17 protein-coding genes and 3 tRNA genes are annotated in these 20,559 nt (G+C 70.8%); 10 read left to right on the top strand and 10 right to left on the bottom strand.

All coding sequences use genetic code 11. The features are described 5' to 3' along the window. On the bottom strand, positions 1-1,312 hold a 1,312-nt coding region (locus BFF77_RS05590; RefSeq protein ID WP_066944489.1), incomplete at its 3' end, for an FGGY family carbohydrate kinase. Between the two features lie 74 nt (positions 1,313-1,386). After that, positions 1,387-1,695, bottom strand: a complete 309-nt coding sequence (locus BFF77_RS05595; RefSeq protein WP_079124866.1) for a hypothetical protein — start codon at positions 1,693-1,695, stop codon at positions 1,387-1,389. Between the two features lie 208 nt (positions 1,696-1,903). Here BFF77_RS05595 and BFF77_RS05600 point away from each other — a divergent pair. From BFF77_RS05600 to BFF77_RS05615, 4 genes are all read left to right on the top strand, one after another. Then, positions 1,904-1,976 (top strand) — tRNA-Asn (locus tag BFF77_RS05600). 5 nt (positions 1,977-1,981) lie between these two features. Continuing rightward, positions 1,982-2,054 (top strand) — tRNA-Asn (locus tag BFF77_RS05605). Positions 2,055-2,234: 180 nt separating this feature from the next. Next, a tRNA-Ile gene (locus BFF77_RS05610) sits at positions 2,235-2,308 on the top strand. A gap of 444 nt (positions 2,309-2,752) precedes the next feature. Then, complete coding sequence (locus BFF77_RS05615) at positions 2,753-3,367, top strand: hypothetical protein (protein ID WP_079124867.1); 615 nt, start codon at positions 2,753-2,755, stop codon at positions 3,365-3,367. A gap of 59 nt (positions 3,368-3,426) precedes the next feature. On the opposite strand, the gene BFF77_RS05620 is transcribed toward BFF77_RS05615, so the two are convergent. Continuing rightward, positions 3,427-5,007: a PstS family phosphate ABC transporter substrate-binding protein gene (locus tag BFF77_RS05620; RefSeq protein WP_066944493.1), complete on the bottom strand. Its 1,581-nt coding sequence runs from the start codon at positions 5,005-5,007 to the stop codon at positions 3,427-3,429. Positions 5,008-5,329: 322 nt separating this feature from the next. Between BFF77_RS05620 and BFF77_RS05625 the strand changes: the two genes are divergently transcribed. Together BFF77_RS05625 and BFF77_RS05630 are read left to right on the top strand one after the other, a co-directional pair. Next, positions 5,330-6,712, top strand: a complete 1,383-nt coding sequence (locus BFF77_RS05625; protein WP_066944400.1) for a tannase/feruloyl esterase family alpha/beta hydrolase — start codon at positions 5,330-5,332, stop codon at positions 6,710-6,712. Between the two features lie 87 nt (positions 6,713-6,799). Next, the gene (locus tag BFF77_RS05630; protein ID WP_066944402.1) at positions 6,800-7,612 is read left to right on the top strand and encodes an ATP-grasp domain-containing protein; all 813 of its coding nucleotides are present in this window, start codon (positions 6,800-6,802) and stop codon (positions 7,610-7,612) included. An 82-nt stretch (positions 7,613-7,694) separates the two neighbouring features. On the opposite strand, the gene BFF77_RS05635 is transcribed toward BFF77_RS05630, so the two are convergent. From BFF77_RS05635 to BFF77_RS05645, 3 genes are all read right to left on the bottom strand, one after another. Further along, on the bottom strand, positions 7,695-9,248 hold the full coding sequence (locus BFF77_RS05635; RefSeq protein WP_066944404.1) for a GAF domain-containing sensor histidine kinase: 1,554 nt from the start codon (positions 9,246-9,248) through the stop codon (positions 7,695-7,697). A gap of 271 nt (positions 9,249-9,519) precedes the next feature. Further along, complete coding sequence (locus tag BFF77_RS05640) at positions 9,520-10,563, bottom strand: rod shape-determining protein (RefSeq protein WP_066944406.1); 1,044 nt, start codon at positions 10,561-10,563, stop codon at positions 9,520-9,522. A 240-nt stretch (positions 10,564-10,803) separates the two neighbouring features. After that, positions 10,804-11,379 (bottom strand): hypothetical protein, encoded by a 576-nt coding sequence (locus BFF77_RS05645; RefSeq protein ID WP_066944408.1) that lies wholly within the window; start codon positions 11,377-11,379, stop codon positions 10,804-10,806. A gap of 81 nt (positions 11,380-11,460) precedes the next feature. On the opposite strand from BFF77_RS05645, the gene BFF77_RS05650 reads away from it, so the two are divergent. Then, positions 11,461-12,345, top strand: a complete 885-nt coding sequence (locus tag BFF77_RS05650; RefSeq protein WP_141698367.1) for an SCO2400 family protein — start codon at positions 11,461-11,463, stop codon at positions 12,343-12,345. 102 nt (positions 12,346-12,447) lie between these two features. On the opposite strand, the gene BFF77_RS05655 is transcribed toward BFF77_RS05650, so the two are convergent. Further along, on the bottom strand, positions 12,448-12,882 hold the full coding sequence (locus BFF77_RS05655) for a MarR family winged helix-turn-helix transcriptional regulator (RefSeq protein ID WP_066944412.1): 435 nt from the start codon (positions 12,880-12,882) through the stop codon (positions 12,448-12,450). A gap of 92 nt (positions 12,883-12,974) precedes the next feature. On the opposite strand from BFF77_RS05655, the gene BFF77_RS05660 reads away from it, so the two are divergent. Both BFF77_RS05660 and BFF77_RS05665 read left to right on the top strand, forming a co-directional pair. Further along, a complete protein-coding gene (locus BFF77_RS05660; protein ID WP_066944414.1) occupies positions 12,975-13,994 on the top strand; it encodes an NADP-dependent oxidoreductase in 1,020 nt (339 codons plus the stop codon). A gap of 66 nt (positions 13,995-14,060) precedes the next feature. Beyond that, positions 14,061-14,489: an organic hydroperoxide resistance protein gene (locus tag BFF77_RS05665; protein ID WP_066944416.1), complete on the top strand. Its 429-nt coding sequence runs from the start codon at positions 14,061-14,063 to the stop codon at positions 14,487-14,489. Positions 14,490-14,632: 143 nt separating this feature from the next. On the opposite strand, the gene BFF77_RS05670 is transcribed toward BFF77_RS05665, so the two are convergent. After that, complete coding sequence (locus BFF77_RS05670) at positions 14,633-17,239, bottom strand: M14 family zinc carboxypeptidase (RefSeq protein ID WP_066944418.1); 2,607 nt, start codon at positions 17,237-17,239, stop codon at positions 14,633-14,635. Between the two features lie 144 nt (positions 17,240-17,383). Here BFF77_RS05670 and BFF77_RS05675 point away from each other — a divergent pair, with 144 nt between their 5' ends. Next, positions 17,384-18,208, top strand: coding sequence for an EI24 domain-containing protein (locus BFF77_RS05675; protein WP_066944420.1), 825 nt, complete (start codon positions 17,384-17,386; stop codon positions 18,206-18,208). 132 nt (positions 18,209-18,340) lie between these two features. Here the strand turns inward: BFF77_RS05675 and BFF77_RS05680 are convergent, their stop codons facing one another. Continuing rightward, positions 18,341-19,711: a pyroglutamyl-peptidase I gene (locus tag BFF77_RS05680; protein ID WP_079124869.1), complete on the bottom strand. Its 1,371-nt coding sequence runs from the start codon at positions 19,709-19,711 to the stop codon at positions 18,341-18,343. A gap of 137 nt (positions 19,712-19,848) precedes the next feature. Beyond that, on the bottom strand, positions 19,849-20,433 hold the full coding sequence (locus tag BFF77_RS05685) for a TetR/AcrR family transcriptional regulator (RefSeq protein WP_066944422.1): 585 nt from the start codon (positions 20,431-20,433) through the stop codon (positions 19,849-19,851). Positions 20,434-20,559: the final 126 nt, after the last annotated feature.

Here is a 20,559-nt window from a genome sequence, read left to right on the forward strand (position 1 = left end):
ACGTGCTGCGCGGGCGCGGCGTGGAGGTGCGCCGGGTGTTCCTGCTGGGCGCCACCGCCGCGCCGCGTGCCGCGTAGTCCGCGGGCTGCGGTACGACGACCTGCGCGCCGAAGACCGCCGGAGCGAGGGCCTGGATGGCCGGCAGCGCGGCGGTGGCGCCCAGCAGGAACACCCGGCGCACCTCCACGCCGCGCCCGCGCAGCACGTCCATCGCGTCGGCGAGCGAGCAGAGCATTCCCTCGAACGCGGCCCGCGCGAGATGCTCCGGCTTCATCGACTCGCGGCGCAGCCCGGTCAGCGTGCCCGCCGTGTGCGGGAGCTGAGGCGTCCGCTCACCCTCCAGATACGGCAGGAACACCAGCCCGGACGAGCCCGGCGTGGACTTGAGCGCCAGCGCGGACAGCTCGGCCAGCGCCCCGGTCCCCAGCAGCTCCGCCGTGCCGCGCAGGGCCCTGACGGCGTTCAGCGTGTGGACCACCGGCAGATGCATCCCGGTCGCGTCCGCGAAGGAGGTGATCATTCCGGCCGGATCGGCGAGCGCCTCGTGGTGCACGGCCATCACCGAGCCCGAGGCCCCCAGCGACACCACGGCGTCCCCGACGGCCACACCCAGCCCGAAGGCGGCTGCCATGGTCTCGCCGGTGCCCGCGGAGATCAGCAGTCCCTCGGGAGTGGTTCCGGCGACGTCGGAGGGACCGAGGACCTCCGGCAGCGCGGCCTGGTGTCCGAGCGCCAGCTCCACGAGATCGGGCCGGTACGTGCCCGTACGCGCGGACCAGTAGCCGGTCGCCGACGCGGCGCCCCGGTCGGTGGTGCTGCGCGCAGGCCGGCCGAGGAGCTGCCAGACCAGCCAGTCGTGCGGCTGGAGCACCAGCGCGGTGCGCTGCGCCGCCTCCGGCTCGGTCCGCGCCATCCAGCGCAGCTTGGCCACGAGCTGGCTGGACTGCGGTACGGATCCGACCGCCTCGGCCCACGCCTGCCGCCCGCCCAGCGCGTCGACCAGATCAGCGGCGGCCACCTGTGCCCGCTTGTCGTTGCCGAGCAGCGCGGGCCGCACGAGATTGCCCTGCTGGTCCAGGGCCACCATGCCGTCCTGCTGGGCCGAGACACCGATGGCCTGGACGCCCTCCAGGAGGCCGCCGGACGCGGCCTCACCGAGGGAGAGCAGCCAGGCCTGAGGATCGATCTCGGTGGCCTTCGGATCGACCGGGTGCGGCGCGTAGCCCTGCCGCAGCACGGCCCCCGTGTCCGCGTCGCAGACGAGGACGCGTGTGAATCCGGACGAACTGTCCAACCCGGCGACTATTCCCATGACACTTGATTCTGCCGCACGCGCGGCGCGGCGGACGCGGCCGGGACGGCACGCGGGTGTATGGCGCCGACCGGTCAGGTGTTGCTGGTGCCCCAGTCGTCCTGGCCGTTCTGGCTGCGCTCCCGCAGCGAGCGCACCCGGTGGGCCACGGAGTCCGGCACCCGGTCGCCCACCACGGCGCTCACCGACTGGTACGCCTTGCCCGCGACCTCGCGGCCGGTCTGCGCGGCCGACTCGGCGGCGTTGCGCACGGCCGGGTTCTGGGACACCTCGCGCACCGACTTCTTGAGCTGCTCGTAACGCTCGCGTCCGGCACGTGTGCCGAGCACATATCCGCAAGCCAGTCCCGCGATGAATGCGAGGCGGTACCGCATGGCTGCCACCCTTCCCTGATGTCCCGGTCCCCGGTGTCGGCGGCGGACCGTCGGTCTCTGCCCTCCGCCTACCCCGTGGGGGACCGGGATCACCCGGCGTGACCCGGGTCGAAAGCGATTGGCGGAACACCCCCCTGCTTGCGCTAATGTATGTGTCGCGGCGAGCGTGCGCCGCCCGGGAGGGCCCGGGCAGGTACGTTCGGTGCACACGCAGCAATCCCCTGTAGCTCAATTGGCAGAGCAGCCGGCTGTTAACCGGCAGGTTACTGGTTCGAGTCCAGTCGGGGGAGCGCGGTCCCCTGTAGCTCAATTGGCAGAGCATTCGGCTGTTAACCGGAGGGTTGCTGGTTCGAGTCCAGCCGGGGGAGCAGGAGAGCGAGAAGGACCCCTCGGGGTCCTTTTTCGTCTGTTCTGCGTCAATCCTGGAACCGGGCGGTGCGGAGCGAAGTCCTCAAGGTCAGGGCGATGCCGACCATCCGAGGCAGGAGATCGTATGAGCGGCTATGCTGCGGCAGACGGCGCGCACAAATGTGCGCGACGCGCCGTTAGGGGCGGTAGCTCAGCCGGTTAGAGCAGCGGACTCATAATCCGTCGGCCGTGGGTTCGAGTCCCACCCGCCCCACGCGGACGGACGTTCGAGGAAACGATCCGACCGGTATTCGAGCGCCCCAGCCGGCATCAGGCCAGGATGGGGCGCTCCGTCGTCTGCCGGGTCTCGCGGGCGAGGGGTGGGCGACGGGGGCTGACAGGCGCTCACGGCGGGCGCGGGGAACGGGAGCTCGGGCATTCCTCGCGACCTCCTTGTCGACGTGGGAGAGCGGACCGGCGTACGTGTCGGACGATAGCTGAATCGTTCCTTGTGACGGCGTTTCCTTGATCGTATGGAGAGCACCTCCACCCGCATGGATCAACCTCGCCGCCACCTGGCGCAGACCCGGCGAAGCGTCCGGGGCACCGGAGCTGCGTCTGGCGGAAACCAATCGGTCGGTTCGGGGCGTCCCTGATGTCGCCTGCTTCGGAGAGGCTGTCAGAGCCCTCCGCCACGCCGCCCAAGGGGACTGATCCGATGACGCGCACCCGTACTCGTACCCGCTCCGGCAGACGCACCGACGGGCGCGTCCGCCCGTTGACGGCCGTCGCCATGGCGCCACTGGCCCTGGTCGCGGTCCTCGCGCTCCAGGGATGCGACGCGATCCAGAACCAGGACCCGGCCCCGAGTCCGACCGCCAGTGATCTGCCGAGCCCGACCGTGCCTGCGGAGGAGCCCCCGCAGGGGCCCGCCGAGAGCCCGTCGGAGTCGTCGGACGGTCCGGTGGCGGCCGGTGATCCCTGCGGGATCGTCTCGCAGCAGGAGGCCGAGGCGCTGGCCGGCTCGAAGCTCAATCCCGCCGAGCCCCTCGACGAGACCTGCACCTACACCGGGCTCGCGTCCGGTCCCTCGGCGCAGGTGGAGATCTGCGTCGGCGACTCCGCGCGGAGCTATCTCGACGCGGAACGCGGCATCGGACACAAGCTGAGCCCGCTCTCCGGGATCGGCGAGGAGGCGTATCTGGAGGACGGATCGGTCTTCTTCCGCACCTCCGGGCAGTGGATCTCCATACGTCTCGTCCGCTCGGTCCCGCCGGACGAGACCCGTAAGCCTCTCGAGGACCTGGCCCGCACGGTGGCCGCCCGTCTCTGATTCCGATCGGGTCCGCGCCGGTGACCCGGCCGGCGCGGAGGGGGCCGGGCCGGCGTCCGTCACGGGCTCGGCGTCGGCGTCGGCTCCTCGACGGGCCGGCAGACCACCGGCTTCTCCAGCTCGTCGCACGGGTGGTGGCCGTGGTCGCGCACGATGTCCTTGCCGACCTCGTTCGTCAGATACCGCAGGAAACTGGCCGTCAGGGAATCGGCCGACACCTTGCCGTAGGTATAGGCGTACTCGGTCTCCCAGAACGGGTAGACGCCTTGGTCCGCCGCCTCCAGGCTCGCCTGCTGGTTGCCGATGCTGACGAGCGTCAGGTCCTTCTCATGGGCCTTGGCGAGCCCGATCTCGCTGTAGCCGATGGCTCCGGGAGTGTCCTCGACGGCATTGAGCACATCCTCGGTGCTGCCCCGCCGGCACCGTATGACGCCCTTGGTGCCCTCGTGCGTATACGTCTTGCAGTCCTCGGAGTTGTCGGTCGCCGTACCGCCACCACCGAGGACCCGCTCCTCGAAGACTCCTCGCGTACCGGAGCCGCCCTCCCGGTCGACGAGATGGACCGGCCGGTCGCTCCCGCCCACGGAAGGATCGTTCCAGTTGGCGATCTCTCCGTTGAAGAGCCGCGTTATCTGCTCCATCGAGAGATTGGCCACCCCGGCTTCCTTGTTGGCGACCAGGGTGAAGAGGGAAAAAGCGATGGGACGCGGCACGAGCATCGGATTTGTGTCCGACACCGTTCCGTCGGAGAACGCCAGCAGGTCGGGGCCTTCGTAGTCGTCCTCTCCGACTTTGTTCAGCCGGATCGCGCCCTTACCGCTGCTTTCGGTCTCGATGGTGAAATCGGCGTCCGGACAGGTCGTCCGGTACTCGCCGACGGCGTCGTCCAGGACGGGCCGGAAGGCCGTGGACCCGATAAGGGTGAGTTCTCCCTTGGCGCAGTCCACGGCGGACTCCGTTCCGCTGACGGAGACGATGAATTGGGCGATGATGACCAGGACGAGGAAGCAGACGAGCGAGACGGCCTGAATGGGTGTGCCGGTACGGCTCTTGGTCTCCTGTATCCCGCCGCTGCCGACGCCGCCCTTGATGCCGCCGACGATCCGGGGAGCCTCGAACGCCTCCCCTTCACGGCGGCGTCTGCCTCCGTCCTCGGGTATGGCCTCAAGGGCCGCCAGGACTTTGTAGTGGGCCGCACGGTTCAGCGGCACCTTGGGCAGTTCGATGACGCCGTCCCGTACCCCCAGGCCCAGGCCCTCGGCGAAGGAGGGACGCAGAAAGTCGTCGCTCAGTTCCGTCACCACCGCTCCGGCCACCGTGCGCCCGGGAAAGTTGACGCGAATGCCGACCTTGTCGTCGTCGAGGACGGCATAGTCGTTGGAGTCGATGTTGATGGCTCCGCTGTTCTCGATACGCAGCAGGACGAATGACGGATCCACCAGCAGCGTGCCGTTCCCTTGCCGTAACTGATGGAGCGCTCCGGCGTGTTCGGAGTGGACGGTGTCGGTGGCGGTGGTGTCCATCTGGATCCGGTAGCCGAGGCGTTTGCGGCCGACGAGGACGAACTCGTACAGCGCCGCGACGATCGGGACCACGACACCGAAAATCGCGAGAATGACGTCCCACGGAATGCTGTCCACTTCCACTGTCGCCTCCGGCTGCCGGGATAACCGTGATGAGTGGACAAAATACGAGCACGTCCGGCGCCCGGCGCCATGGGAGGACGAGCATTGGGAAGCTGTTAACCCCTTGTTGGTGTGCGGTATTTGTGTGTGACGTGGGTGTGCCTGTCCTCCCGGTGCGACGCTCCCGCTGCGACGGTCGGCTCCAGGGTGGGCTGAGGCTCCACCTTTTGATGCCGGGACATATGGGCTCTCCACATGGCCCGGTTTTCATGCGGCGCTGACGATGTGCGCCATGGCATTGATGGACCGGCCTGGTCGAGCCAATCGGAGGAGTTCCATGCGTCTGAGAACAGGTGTCACCGTGCTGGCGGCGATGCTGCTGGCCGTCACGGCGAACGGCGCCTCGGCGGCCCCCGTACCGGACTCGGAGACCGGTGCGGCACCGGCGCACTGCGCCGCACGTGACCGGGTCTCCGTACCGGGCGCGGAGTTCCAGACCGCGGCCTGTCTGCCGGATCTGACCTCCGCGGCGCTCGCGGGCACGGGGTACACCGACTCCACCGACTGGTCGCCGCTCTTCGCGAAGGGCACCGAGAACCCCACGGGCGTGCCCGGTGTCCAGATCGACGGCTACTTCCCCGACACCTCGCGGCTGAACGCCACCCATGGCTGGAAGCACGACGCCCAGTTCGTGATCCGGCTGCCCGACCGCTGGAACGGCGGGCTGGTGGTGACCGGCGCGCCCGGCACCCGCAAGCAGTACTCGCTGGACCCGCTGATCTCCGACTGGGTACTGGCGCAGGGCTATGCCTTCGCCTCCACCGACAAGGGCAACAGCGGGCCCGACTTCTACACCGACGGCACCCGGCCCGGTGACGCGGTCGTGGAATGGAACCGGCGCACCACCGAGCTGACCCGGGCCGCCAGGAAGGCGGTCCAGCGCGCGTACGGACACGCCCCGCGCCGTACGTACATGACCGGCACCTCCAACGGCGGCTATCTGACCCGCTGGCAGCTGGAGAACCATCCCGAGCTGTACGACGGAGGGGTGGACTGGGAGGGCGTGCTCTGGACGGAGCGCGGCCCCAACCTCCTGACCTATCTGCCCACCACGGTCGCGTACGGGGCGGGCGGCGCGGGGGCGGACGGCATGTACGAGGCAGGGTTCGCCCGGGGCAGCGAGTTCCTCTGGCCCTATCACCAGACCGCGTACTGGGGGCTGACGCAGAAGGTGTACCGGGCCGAGTTCGACCCGGCGTACGACACCAACTGCCCCGGCGCCTCGGCCGGTTCCACCACGGCGGAGATCCTGGCGCCCTGCGCCTCGGACGCCTCGTACGACTACTCGGCCCGGCCGCGCTCCGTCCACCGGGCCGTCGAGCGCGTCTCGCTGACCGGCCGGATCGGCAAGCCCATGATCACGCTCCAGGGCTCGCTGGACACGCTGCTGCCGATCGCCACCGACTCGGACGTGTACACGCGCATGATCAAGGACCAGCACCGCGCCACGCTGCACCGCTACTACACGATCGAGGGCGGTACGCATGTCGACGGCCTCTACGACAGCTTTCCGGACCGGCTGCGCCCGATCCTGCCCTGCTACCGGAGCGCGTTCGAGGCACTGACCCGATGGGTCGAGCGTGGCGCGACGCCGCCGGCGAGCCGTACGGTGGCCAGGCCCGCCTCCGGCGATGTGGTGAACTCCTGCGCGCTGAGCTGAGCGCGCGGGGGCCGAGCGCTCCCCGTACCGTGGGCACCTCTCCTGACCGATTCGCCGATTGTCCGACCCGCACCGGGAGCGAGCGCCGTGTCCACCCTTCTCTATGTCACCGATCTCGGCTACGAGGCCCAGGGACGCAGATACTGCGACGAGGACATCCGGCTCTCCTCCCGGCTGCGGCGGGACTTCGCCGTGGCGCTGTGCCACCCTCTCGACGCCGCACGGCTGATGGAGTCTTTCGATGCGGTCGTGGTGCGCAACAGCGGGCCAGTGCTCCACTACCGGGAGGAGTACGAAGCCTTCCGCGAGCGGGCCCGCGCGGCCGGGATCCGGGTCTACAACCCGCTGACCGGCAGGGCGGACATGACCGGCAAGGGATATCTGGCGGAGCTGAGCGCCGCCGGGTATCCGGTCATACCGACCGTCGACCGTGCCGAGGACCTCGGCCGGCTGCCGGAGGCCGGCACCTACGTGGTGAAGCCGCGGCTGGGCGCGGACTCGATCGGGATGGAGTTCGTCCCGGCGGAGCGGCTGGCGGACCTGGCCTTCGGTGACGTTCTGGTGCAGCCCCGGATCCCGTTCCGCTACGAGGTCTCGTTCTACTTCGTCGACCGGGACTTCCAGTACGCCCTGTACGCGCCCGACCCGGCGCGGCGCTGGGAGCTGGAGCCGTACGAGGCGGGCGCGGCGGATCTGGAGTTCGCGCGCCGGTTCATCGACTGGAACGGTCTCGAGCACGGGATACAGCGCGTGGACGCCTGCCGGGCCCCGGACGGGGAACTGCTGCTCGTCGAGCTGGAGGACCTCAATCCGTATCTGTCCCTGGACCTGGTGGACTCCGGCACCCGGGAGGCGTTCGCCACGCGGCTGACGGCATCGCTCCAGGACCTGCTGCGCTGACGGGCGCGGGGCCGACGGGCAGGCGGGTGAGTGCCGGGAGGGACGGGCCTCGCACGCCCCGGCCTGAGCGGCCGGCTCACGGCTACGGCCCCGGACGTGGTTCCTCCCAGACCGTCGTCGTACCGCGCGCACCGTCCTCGCCCACGCCGTTGTCCGTGACGACCAGCCGTACACCCGCCGTCCCGTCCGGCAGCGCCGCGTTCGCGTCGATCTCGACCGCGATCGCCGTCACACCCTCCCGCCGGTGGGCGGCGGCGAGGGCGCCGCGCACCTGGGCCAGCAGCCGGCGGCCCACCGGTTCGCCGACCAGCGTGTCCACCGGGCCGTTGAAGTGCACCGACGGCCGGAAACCCAGCAGCACCGCCGCGCCGTCCGCCTCGCGCAGCACCTTCCCGCGCACGCTCGTCGGAGCGTCGGCGGGCGGCTGCTGGAGCGCGAAGATCGTGGTCCGTACCTCCTGGATGGTGGAGTCCAGCTCGTCCACGGCCCGGTTCAGAAGTTCGTCCAGCTCCGGGGTGTCGGCGCGTCGTCTGGTCGACTCCAGCATCATCTCGGTCGCGAAGAGGCGCTGGACGACAAGATCGTGCAGATCGCGGGCGATCCGGTCGCGGTCCTCGTACACCGCGAGCTGCTCCCGGTTGTGCCGGGAGTCCGCCAGTACGAGCGCCACTGCGGCCTGGGAGGCGAACTGGGTGGCCAGCAGCCGGTCCACCGCGCTGTACGGACGGCCGCCGCGCCGGCGCGGCAGGGCGAGCGTGCCGATCAGCTTGCCGCCGCTCTGGAGCGGCAGCATCATGCTCGGCCCGAAACGGGACCGTACGGGGGTGGTCATCCGGGGATCGGTGGCCGAGTCCTCGATGAACACCGGCTCTCCGCCGAGCAGTTGGACCAGTACGGGCGAGCCGGGCTCGATGACGGTACCGACGATGCCGTCCGGATCGCCGACCGTGGACGCGGCGACGATCTCCATCCCGCCTCCCTCGGTGGGCTGGAGCACCACACCCGCGTAGGCGTCGGCGAGCAGTCTGGCCGACTCGGCGACGGTCATCAGCGAGTCCGCCGCGTTCTCCCCGCGCAGCAGCGCCGTGGTGACCGCCGCGGCCCCCTTGATCCAGCGCTCGCGCCGCCGGGCCGCTCCGTACAGCCGGGCGTTGCCGATCGCGATGCCCGCCTGTGAGGCCAGCACACCCAGCAGCTCCTGGTCCTGCTCGGTGAAGGGACCGCTGCGTTTCTCCGCGAGATAGACACTGCCCAGGACCACGGTGTCCACCTGGACCGGCACTCCGAGGAAGGAGCGCATCGGCGGATGGCCCGGCGCCAGGCCGGCGAACCGGGGATGGGACCTCAGATCGTCCAGCCGCAGCGGCTTCGCGTCGCGGGCGAGTACGCCGAGCAGCCCGCCGTGCGCGGCGGGGAGCCGTCCGATGCGCGCCCGCTCGCTGTCGGTGATCCCGGCCGTGAACAGTTCGGTGAGCCGGCCGCGCTCGGGGTCGATCACTCCGAGGGCGCCGTACCGGGCACCGATGAGTTCGGTGGCGGTGTCGACGATGTGCTGGAGCGCGGGCCGCAGTTCGAGTTCGGTGCCGATACCGAGCACGGCCTCCAGCAGCGCGGGCAGCAGGGGCTCGGGGGCCATGCCGTCGGCCTCCGGCCCGGGACCCGTACCCGGCTCCGGCCGTGGCTCCCGCGGCTGCCGTGGCTCCTGCCTCCGCCGTGCCCCGGGCTCCTGCTCCGGCCGTGGTTGCTGCGCCGCCTCCGGCCCCGCCTCCGCTTGTGGCTCCGGTCCCGGATGCCGTTCCTCCCCGCCGTTCCTCCCCCTCCCGCCGCCTTCTCCGCTCATCGCGCACCGCTCGTCTTCTCACCCGCCCCGCACGCCGCCGTCCGTCGGCCGAGCGGCGGCTCCGCCGTCAGCGGACCACGGCCAGCGGGTTCAGGACCATCGGCTGGATCTTCCCTTCCAGCATCGCACCGAGGCCGAGCACGGCGCAGATGTCGGGACGCTCCGCGATCGCCACCGGCATGCCCGTCGCGTTGCGCAGCATCTGGTCGAGACCGGGCATCAGGGCGCTGCCGCCGACCATCGTGATCCCGCCGTCCGCGAGATCGGCCACCAGATCGGGCGGACAGTCCCTGAGCACCTTGCCGATACCGTCGAGGACGGCCGTCAGCGGTGAGTAGATCGCGTCCCGCACGGCGGCGGTGTTCACCAGCACCGAGCGGGCCACCCCGGTGGCCACGTCCCGGCCGTGGATCTCGGTGGTGCTCGGGCCCCGCGCGGTGAGGCCTTCGTCGCTGAGCGCGAGTTGCAGCGGGCGTACGGACTGGCTGGGCAGCAGCAGGTCGTGCTGGTGACGCAGATGCTGGATCACCGCGTGGTCGATGGCGTTCCCGCCGACCGGGATCCGCTGGGCGGTGACGATCGAGCCCAGGGAGAGGACCGCGACCTGGGTGGTCGCCGCGCCGCAGACCATGATCATATTGGCGGTGGGCTGCTCCACGGGCAGTCCGCAGCCGACGGCCGCGGCGATCAGGGTGTCGACCAGTTCGACCCGGCGCGCGCCGAGACCGATCAGTGTCTCCACGGCGGCGCGCTGCGCGAGCGGGTCGCTGTCGTGCGGAGTGGAGGCGGCGGCGCGCAGCCGCGGCTTGCGGCGGAGCTGGCGGCGCAGCTTGTCACCGAGGAGATGACGGAGCATGCGCTGCGCCATCTCGATGTCGACGACCGTCCCGCCGGAGACCGGCCGGACGACCCGGATGTAGTCGGGCGTACGGCCCGTCATCTGCTCGGCGAGCGCGCCGACGGCGATGAGCGCGCCGGTACGGGTGTTCATGGCGGCGACGCTCGGTTCGTCGACGACGAGCCCCGCTCCTTTGACAAAGACCCGGGTCCTGGCGGCCCCCAGGTCGACGGCGATGTGGCAGCGTCGCAACTGCTCAAGACTGACGGTCACGGCAGGGTCTCCCGAGAGCGCTGATGGGTTCACCGGCGGCGGCCGGCCCTGTTCGCATCGTGCTGCGACGGCCCTCGCGGCGCGCGCTGGGTTGCGCCGGTCGGGCGTACGGAGTTGACGGCGTGCCAGAGGGTCCCGGCGGCCGTGTCCGCGACGCGCGTGACCTGGCCCTGCGGCCGGGTCCGGATCATCCGGCGGCGCCATTTCCGGTGCTCCCGGCGGCCCGTGCCCCGTCCGCGCCTACGCGTCCCGGCGCGTCTCGGACCAGTCCTGCAACAGCCCCCAGGTGAAGTCCGCGACGCCCGGACCGCCGCCCGGGAGAGTGAACGCCAGCCGCAGCCGGGTCGGGGCGCCGCCCTCCGTCGGCCGGGCGGGCGGGAACGCCCGCGCCACCTCGTCCACAGTGCAGGACCACGGGCGCAGATCCGCGGCCGTGCGCAGCTCGGGACCGGCCGCCCCCGGTGCGCGTACCAGCCATTCGTTCCATACGGCCCCGCCCGGCGCCACCATCACCTCGAACCGCAGACCCGGCCAGAGCGGCACGGGCCAGAGCAGGGCGTCGCACTCCAGATCGCCGACGGTCCGGCGGAAGGCCAGCTCCGGCTCACCGAGGACGGAGCGGTAACGGGACAGCGCTCCCCGCGCCCGTGGCGCGCGGACCATCGCCTGCCAGCGGCGATTGGCCTCACGCATCTCCGTCAGGGACACACCCAGTTCACGGCGGGCGTCATCGACCAGCTCGGGCCGGTGGTCGGCCATCCGCCGCAGCAGGACGAGCTGGAAGTCGAGCGGACCGAACGGCCCATTGGACGTCATAACGCCATCTTGCCGGTACCCGGGGAAGGCCGGAGACACACATGACACGGCAGTCCACACAAGACCCTCACAGGCTCGTCTATGCGCGTCGCTCCTCCGCCGCATAATCTGCGGGGCGCCATGGACTACTGCGACCAGTGCCAACGGCACCTCAACGGAGCACTGACGTGCGCCGGATGCGGCACCCCCGCCGAGGAGCTCAGGCAGCAAGACCCGCCATCCGCCGGGCCGCCCCACAGCCGCCGCCCGGACCGGGACGGCGAGGGCACCGAGGATCACGGAGAGTACGGGGACGCGCCGGACGGTGAGCTCGTACTCGGTGAGGTCGTACTGACCGGCCGCCACCCGGAGCCGGACCCCGGGCGGAGCGGCTCGTCCTCGCGCCGGCGCAAGGGTGAGTCCCGGCCCCGCCGTACGCGTGGCAGACCGCGCCGGGCGCGCGGCAAGCGCCGGCGCAAGGTCCTCATGGCGACCTTCGGCGTGCTGCTCTCGCTCGCCACACTCGGCCTGGCCGAGCTGGCCCTGGAGCCCCCGGGCAAGGACCGCGCCTCCGCCGTCAAGGAGGACACCCCGGTCGACTTCGAGGGTGGACCGCGGAACGACACGGACCGGCCCGAGGCCCCCGACGATCCGGGTCCCACGCCGTCCACGGACCCCGGCGCGACCGGTTCGGCGAGTCCCGGGGGCAGTGGCGAGGCCGTGCCCTCGGCGACCGGTGAGGCGAGCGGGCCGCCCGCCGCCTCGGCGGACCCGGAGGGTTCGGAAGGCTCGGCGGAGGGCGCTCCGGATCCGTCCGTGTCCGGCTCGCCCGGTCCCGAGGACTCCACCACGCCGGGAACGCCCGGTCCTTCCACGTCCAGCGGAGAGCCCACCTCGGGGAGCCCGACGACACAGGCGCCTCCGCCGCCCCCGCCGGATCCCGGGCCGACGACCTCCTGCACCTTGTGGATCTTCTTCTGCGACTGATTCGCGCCCTGCGGGCCCGCGCCCGTCGGGTGAGCCCTCTGATCGGCGACCGCGTCCGACGCCTCCGGCGTGAGCGTCCGAAGCCTCCGGCGTGTGGGCGCGCTACTCCATCTCCCCGCCCAGCATCCTCCTGAGCAGATCACGCAGTACCCGGCGCTCCTCCTCGGACAGTTCCGCGAGCGGCTCCCGCGCGAAGTCCAGTGAGTTCCGCAGCAGCGTCGCCGTCGCCCGGCCCTTCTCCGTCGGAGCGGCGAGCTTCACCCGGCGGTCGGCCGGGTCCGGACGCCGCTCCACCAGACCGCGCGCTTCGAGCCGGTCCACGATGCCGGTGACATTGGACGGCTCGCACTTCAGCTTCTGTGCGATCCGGCGCATGGGCATGGGCTCCATGGAAAGGAGTCGCAGGACGCGTGCCTGTGCGCCCGTGAGGGAGTGCTCGGCCGCGGCCCGGTCGTACTCCTCGTAGTAGCGGGCCACGACGGCGCCGATCAGCTCGATCACTTCGAGGCTCAGCGGGTCTGTGTGCGGAGTGGCCATGGATACGAGCATAACCAGTTACTTGACAGCATGAAATATCAAGGAGCATGATTCTTTCAGGTAGTGAAGTTTTATGAAGGAGGCCCCGCTCCATGACCGCACTTCCCGAGTCCGGCCGCGCCTGGCATCTTGTCGCCCGCCCGCACGGCTGGCCGGAACCGACCGATGTCGCCCTGCGCGAGTTACCGGTGACCGAGCCCGGCGAGGGCCGGATCCTGGTCCGCAATCTGCACTTCTCGGTCGACCCGTACATGCGCGGCAGGATGAACGACGTCAAGTCGTACGTGGCTCCGTACCAGCTCGACCGGCCACTGGACGGCGCGGCGGTGGGCGAGGTCATCGCCTCCCGCGCCGAGGGCTTCGCCGTCGGCGACCATGTCGTACACGGTCTCGGCTGGCGTGAGTACGCCGAGCTCCCGGCTGAGAACGCCCTGAGGGCCGATGACTCCCTCGCTCCTCTCACCGCCTATCTCGGAGTGCTCGGCGGACCCGGCCTCACCGCCTATGTGGGCCTCCTCGAGATCGGTTCCCTCAAGGAGGGCGACACCGTCTTCGTCTCCGGCGCCGCCGGTGCCGTCGGCCACCAGGCCGGGCAGCTCGCCAGGATCAAGGGCGCCGGCCGCGTGATCGGTTCCGCGGGCTCGGACGAGAAGGTGAAGCTCCTGATCGAGGAGTACGGCTTCGACGCGGCCTTCAACTACAGGAACGGCCCGGTCGGGGAGCAGCTCAAGAAGGCCGCGCCCGACGGTGTCGACCTCTACTTCGACAATGTCGGCGGCGAGCATCTCGAAGCCGCGATCTCCGCGCTCAATCCCTTCGGCCGGGTCGTCCTGTGCGGCGCGATCGCGCAGTACAACAGCACGGAACCGACGCCGGGCCCGCGCAATCTCGCCCTCGCCGTCGGCAAGCGGCTGCGCCTCGAGGGCATGATCGTCACCGATCACTACGGACTGCGGCCGGAATTCGTCAAGGACGTCGCCGGCTGGCTGGCCTCCGGTGAGCTGAAGCACCACGAGACCGTGGTCGAGGGCATCGAGAACGGCTTCGACGCGTTCCTCGGAATGCTGCGCGGTGCGAACACCGGAAAGATGATCGTTACTCTCAACAGTTAGGCTCGTCTTAGGCCGTCGTGGTCCGTGGGCGCGAGCCACGGCGTACAACAGGAGGAACGCACCGTTATGAGCATCCAGAAGATCGATGTCCTCTACACCGCCGTCGCCACCGCGGAGAACGGCCGTGACGGCCGTGTCTCCAGCGACGACGGCAAGCTCGACGTCGTCGTCAACCCGCCCAAGGAGATGGGTGGCAGCGGCGCCGGCACCAACCCGGAGCAGCTCTTCGCCGCCGGGTACAGCGCCTGCTTCCAGGGTGCGCTCGGTGTCGTCGCCCGCAGGGAGAAGGCGGACATCTCCGGTTCGACGGTGACCGCCAAGGTCGGCATCGGCAAGACCGAGGCCGGCGGCTTCGGTCTTGAGGTCGAGCTGACGGCGTCCATCCCGAATGTCGACGAGGCGACCGCCAAGGACCTGCTGGAGAAGGCGCACCAGGTGTGCCCGTACTCCAACGCGACCCGTGGCAACATCAAGGTCGAGCTGTCCGTCGTCTGATCACACAGCAGTTCACCGCACAGCGCAGCGACACAGCACAGCACGGCACAGCACCGTACGACGGTTCATGACGTCGTACGACCTGAACGACCGAGGGCCGGATCCCGCATGGGATCCGGCCCTCGGGCTCCGTTTGCCGGGTGCTATCTCGCCGAGGCGAGCAGCGCGCGGCCGAGCTGCGCGAACACGCCCTTGGGGTGGTCGCGGAACAGCGGCTCGGTGCCGAACAGCACAACCGGCGCGCCCTGCGCGGACGTTCCGCTCACGATCGAGGCCCTGCCCGCCGCGTCCGAGGGCCCGCCCGTACCGCTCGCGTTCGCGCGCCAGTGGCCCGAGACCAGCGGATCGCCGGTGGCGTAGGACTGATCGGCCCGCACTCCGGGGCCGAGGTCGGTGAACCACCGGGGCGCGTAGACGAAGGAGTGCGCGAGGGCACCGCCCGTGATCGGACCGCCCGCGTTGGCCACCCGCACCACACCGTTGGCGTCACTGCTGCCCGCGACCGCCTTGGCGGCCAGCAGGCCGGCCGCCGTATTGAAGGACGCGCCCGCCGAACCGAGTCCGACGACTCCCGCGCCACCGGCGAGGAATCCGTTCAGCGCCTCACGCGCGGCCGGGTTGAGACCGCTGTACGAGAGGCCCGAGGAGACGTAGAGCACATCGGCGGCGGACCAGTCGAAGCCCGCGTTCAGGACCGCGGTCGAGACCGGCACCACCTCGAAGCCCATCTCGCGCAGCCCGAACAGCTCACCGGGCGTCACGGCGGCGGCGACCCGCGTGCGGTGCAGCGGACCGGATCCCTTCTCCTTCGTCGAGGAGAAGGCCACGCCGTACCGGTCGGCGAGGACGACGGCCTGACGACGCGCCGAGGACGGCACGATCGCGGAACCGTCGGCCGCCCGCCGTACGTTCACTCCCCGCGCCAGCAGCGAGTTGAGAGCGGTCAGTTCCTTCGGGTCGTCCAGGCGCAGCCGCAGATCGCCGTGGCCCCGGCCGCCGCCCGCGACCGAGCCGGTGGGCGCGGCGGCGTGGACCGTACGGCCGTGGACGCGCAGTTCGCCGCCGGCCGTGCGCACCTTGTCCACACTCGCGCCCCAGAGCAGCCCGAGGCTCCAGCCGGAGATGTCGTACATCGTGGAGACGTCCGCGCTGATGTCACGGCCCTCGGACAGGATCACATTGGCGATCCCGCGCTTGGACTGGTGCATGTCCACGACGTACGAGCCCGCCGGGTACGAGCGTCCCGCCAGCCGGAAGCCGGCCGACGCCCGCTCGACACGTACGTCGTTGGCGATGAGATGGTCCACCAGCCGGGCCGCCGCGGTCGCGGAGCGCTGGCCCTCGCCCGCCGGGATCACATACGCCCGCGGGAACTCCGTCGTGTACACATCCTCCGGGCCGATGCCCGGCACTCCCGGCACCGTCTCCTCGGAGACCGGCCGCTGGGCCTCGCCCGCCGCGCCGCGCCGGAAGGTCTCGATCTGGTCGGCGATCACCGAAGCGCGGTTGCGGTAGGCGTAGTCGAGGGTCGCGCGCATGGCCGCGCCCGCGATGTCCGTGTTGATCGCGGACCGCCGGCGGAGCTCCTCGACGGACAGGGAGTCGTAGGAGGCGTTGTTGACCCGCATCGGGATCTCGACGGTGTGCGAGGCCACCGCGCCCTGGAACGCCATGTACTGCGGGGTGAAGATCGGCGGCCAGTCGTCCCAGCCCTCCTGCTGGTCGCGGAAGGGGATGACGGGCGGCTCGACACCGTCCTTCGCGGAGGTGTAGCCGAGGTCGTTCACCGCCTTCTCCATGCCGAGGGCATTGGCGTAGGTGTTCTTCAGGAAGAGGTCGTACTCGTAGTTCTCGCCGTGCGGCGGGGTCGTCGGCTCGATGAGGGTGCCGTTGACATAGCCGTGCAGATCGAGCATCACGGCGGGCTGCTTGTCGATGGCGATCTGCCGCATGGCGCGCGTCTCGGGCTGCGAGCCGGTGATGAAGTCCCGGTTCAGATCGAAGTTGTTGCCGTTGGCGCGCGTACCGGCGATCCGGCCGTCCGGGTTGGCGGTCACATTGAGATAGATCCGGCTCGTGGCGAGCAGCTCGCGCGTCCTGCCGTCCTTCGCCTTCGCCAGCTCCTCGATGAGTTCGAGGGCGGCGTCGGTGCCCTCCCACTCATTGCCGTGGATGTTGTTGTTGATGAAGACCGGTGTCTTGTAGTCCGAAGCGATCCGGCGGTTCCTGGCGGCCGACGCGGGGGAGTCCTCGATCAGCTCGCGCATCCGCTCCTGCTCGCGCGCCTCGTGCGCGCTCTCGGGCGCGGTGACGGTGACGAGATACAGGTCGTGTCCGCCCGCGGAGCGGCCCGCGACCTCGACACTGACGCGATCGCCCAGCTTCTGGAGGGCGTTGAGCCGGGGGGCCAGGGAGTGGTACGGGGCGAGACCGAGCTTGACCGACTTGTCGGCCGGGTTCTCGGGCGGCGTTTCGAGGACCGTACGGCGCGGGTAGCCGCCGTCCTTGCGCAGCGCGGGACCGGGTGTGCCGAGGGTGGTGAGCGCGGTGAGCGCGGCGGCGGAGGACTTCCCGGTGGCGGCGACGGTGGCGGTGGCGGCCACGGCGGCGGAGGACGGGCCGCCGCTCTCGCGTACGACGTGCGTCCGGCGGGCGTCATGCCCGGGAGCGGCGGTGGCGGGGAGCGGAGCGAGCAGCAGAGCACCGGCCGTAACGGCGGTGGTCAGCAGGACGGGTCTGGGTATCCCCATGCGTCTGTACCCTCCGAGCTTTCGAAAATGATCAGAAGTGATCGGTGGTATGAAGAATCGATCGACAGTGATCGGTAAGCAGGGTTTACAGGGTGTACGACCGAACGACAAGAGGGTGTCCACGTCGTGGGTAGGGTGAGCGCCATGCATGATCTCGGGGCCGGCTTCGGCTACTTGATGAAGGGCCAGCGCTGGGTCGCGGGCCATGGCCGGTGGTTCGGTTTCGGGCTGCTGCCCGGTCTGGTCACACTGGTGCTGTACGCGGGCGCGCTCGTCGCGCTCTTCTACGGCGCCGACGATCTCACGGCCTGGGCGACTCCGTTCGCCGACGACTGGTCCTCGCCCTGGCTCGGGCTCTTCCGGGGCTCGCTGACCGTACTCGTCTTCGCGCTCGGCCTCTTTCTCGCGGTGGTCACCTTCACGGCCGTGACCCTGCTGGTCGGCCAGCCCTTCTACGAGTCGCTCTCGGAGGCGGTCGATCGCGCCGAGGGCGGTGAGGTGCCCGAGTCGGGCCTGCCGCTCTGGCGCGAGCTTCTGATCTCCGCCCGCGACAGCCTGCGGATCCTGGTGCGGGTGACGCTGTACGGTGTCCTGCTCTTCGCGCTCGGTTTCATTCCGGTGGTCGGGCAGACCGTGATCCCCGTGCTCGGCTTCTGTGTCTCCGGCTACTTCCTGACGGAGGAGCTGACGGCGGTGGCGCTCCAGCGGCGCGGTATCGAGCTGAAGGAGCGTCTGGCCATGCTCCGGGGCCGGCGGATGCTGGCCCTCGGCTTCGGTGTGCCGCTGACGCTCGCCTTTCTGGTACCGCTCGTGGCGGTGTTCCTGATGCCGGGCGCGGTGGCCGGAGCCACGCTGATGGCCCGGGAACTGGCGCCGGCGCCGGAGAGCGCGCCGGACGGGGCGGCACGCGGCGGGGCGAGCGGCGAGGGTGCGCCCGGGGCGGGCGCACCGCTCACTCTCGACAAGTAGACCCTGTGCGGCCGGACTTCGCGGCCCCCGGGTCCGCGGGGTCCGGCCGCTCGGGTCCGCCGGGTCTTGTCCGGTCTCTCGGATCCGCTGGATCCCTCGGACCGCCCCGCCGTGCCCGTGCTGCCCGCCGTGTCAGGAGGACTCGGCGGCCACCGTGATGATCGCCCTGATCTGGGCGATGATGTCCAGCCGGTTCTGGACGAACGCGGGATCGGTCACCGTCCCGGTCGCCGGATCGGTGTTCCCCGCTCCGAACTGGAGGACGGGCGTGTGGACATGGCCGCCCGGGATGTCCAGGCCGAGCCGGTCGCGCAGCAGCGTCGCCCGGTAGGCGATCTCGTTGGAGAGATAGTCCCCGCCGCCGCCCGCGCGGGCGGCTGAACCGGGCGTCGGTCCGTCGGGCCGTACCACCGGAGCCGTCGCGCCCGCCGGGATCTCGGTCACCGAGGTGTTGTCGTACACCGGGAACCGTCCGGTCGCCGCCGCCGTGATCGCGGTGTACGGCAGGCTGGTCACCGTCCACTGCGGCTGCGAGGCCGGATCGCCCACCGGGACGAGTCCGGTCTCGGAGATGTTGTCGTTGTCCCCGAACCCGCCGCGCCAGGCGCCGTTGTAGCGCTCGACATCGATCCTGCCGACCCTGCCCTGGCTCACCGTCGTGAACAGATCGGCCCGGGACAGCGGGCCGCGCAGGGCCCGTTCCACCGTGCCGTCCGCGAAGTCCGCCCAGCGGACCGGGAAGACGGCGGTCTCGATACGGGCCGGACCGTCGGCGGTCCTGATGACCGTGCCGTCCAGGGCCAGCGCCGTCGCTCCCGACGGATTGCTGATCCGGATGTCGCGGTCCAGGGTGAACGGATCGAAGCCGGTCATCACGATCCGCCTGACGCCCCGCCGGTCCGTGCCGCCGCCCTTGAGCTCGCTCCTGTCCTTGCTCCTGACCGCCTTCCCTCCGGGGAAGGTGAGCGAGTCCTGGCCGCGCGACGAGCGCTCCAGTGCGCCGAGCAGAGCCGAGCGCGCTGCTTCGGACAGGGGGAACTCCGGCTCCCACTGGCGCAGTTCACGGGTCATCCCGAGGCGCGCCCAGTACAGCGGCCGGTCGTCGTCCCGGCTGAGATCACCGCCGGCGGGACCGCGGCCCTGTGCCCGGTCCACCGCCCGCTGCCACAGCCGCGCTCCCTGGCGCCCGGCGGTCCGCTTCGCCTCGGCGTAGGAGTCCGCGTGGCGCAGCGACCGTACGAACTCCGGCGCCACGGTGTCGAAACCGCTGCGCCGCAGGATCTCCCGCGGCACGGCCCGGTCGAGCCGCTGCTCCTCGACGGTGGGGGCAGCGGCGGTCCCGGCGGTCGTGGTCCGCGCCGTTCCGGTGGCCGGGGCCGGGCGGGCGGTGGCGAGCGGCGGCGGCGCGGCAAGGGTGAGAGCGGTGGCGGTGAGCAGTACGAGTCCGGTCAGCTCCGGGCGTATCCGTCCGCGTGTCCACACGCGGACACCTGTCCGGCTCATGGGCCTCATGAGTCTCACGGGAGTCCTTCCGTCGGATGGCGGAAGTATCACCTCCGCACCGGCCCTCTGACCATGGCGCCTGACCGGCCCCAACTCCGGTCACCGGCCCGTGGGTCGCGATGCGTGTACCCGGCCGGTCAGTCCCGCGGACCGGGGCCGCCCGAGCACAGCAGCGTCAGGAAGTCGCGGAACGCCGCCGGCATGTCCACCGACTCCGGGTCCAGCAGCCACTGGTACTGGAGCCCGTCCATCACGGCGGTCAGCAGCGGCGCGGCCCGCTCCGGAGTGAGCCCGCCGGGCAGTCCGTCGCCGAACTCGTCGCGCAGCACATCCGCCATCTCGCCCCGGACCTGTTCATAGCGGCGGGTGAAGAACTCCCTGGCCGGATGATCCTCCGTCACACTCTCGCCGAGCAGCGCCGAGAAGGTCTGCACGATCCCCGGGCGCATCGCGTTGTACTCGACCAGCGAGGTCAGCAGCTCCAGCCGCCAGCCCTGCCGGCCGCCGCTCCCGCCGCCGGTGTCCCACTGGTCGCGCTCCTCCAGCACGGCGACGAGCAGTGCCTCCTTGGAGCGGAAGTAGTGGAGCAGCCCTTGCTGGGTGAGGCCGACGCGCTCGGCCACCGCGCCCAGGGTCGTGCCCCGGTAGCCGCGCTCGGCGATCACTTCGAGGGCGGCGCGGAGGATCTCCGCCCGCCGCTCCTCGCTTCTGGCTCTCGCCATGGGCCGGATTCCCTTCCGCTCTGTCCGCCGTCATTCAAAAGTAACGAATGGATAACGTAATCTACTCAACTACAGATAATGGGGCCACCATGTCACCATTCACCGGTACTCGACGAGGAGGTACGG

Source organism: Streptomyces lushanensis, from assembly GCF_001700515.1.
Classification (GTDB): Bacteria; Actinomycetota; Actinomycetes; order Streptomycetales; family Streptomycetaceae; genus Streptomyces; species Streptomyces lushanensis.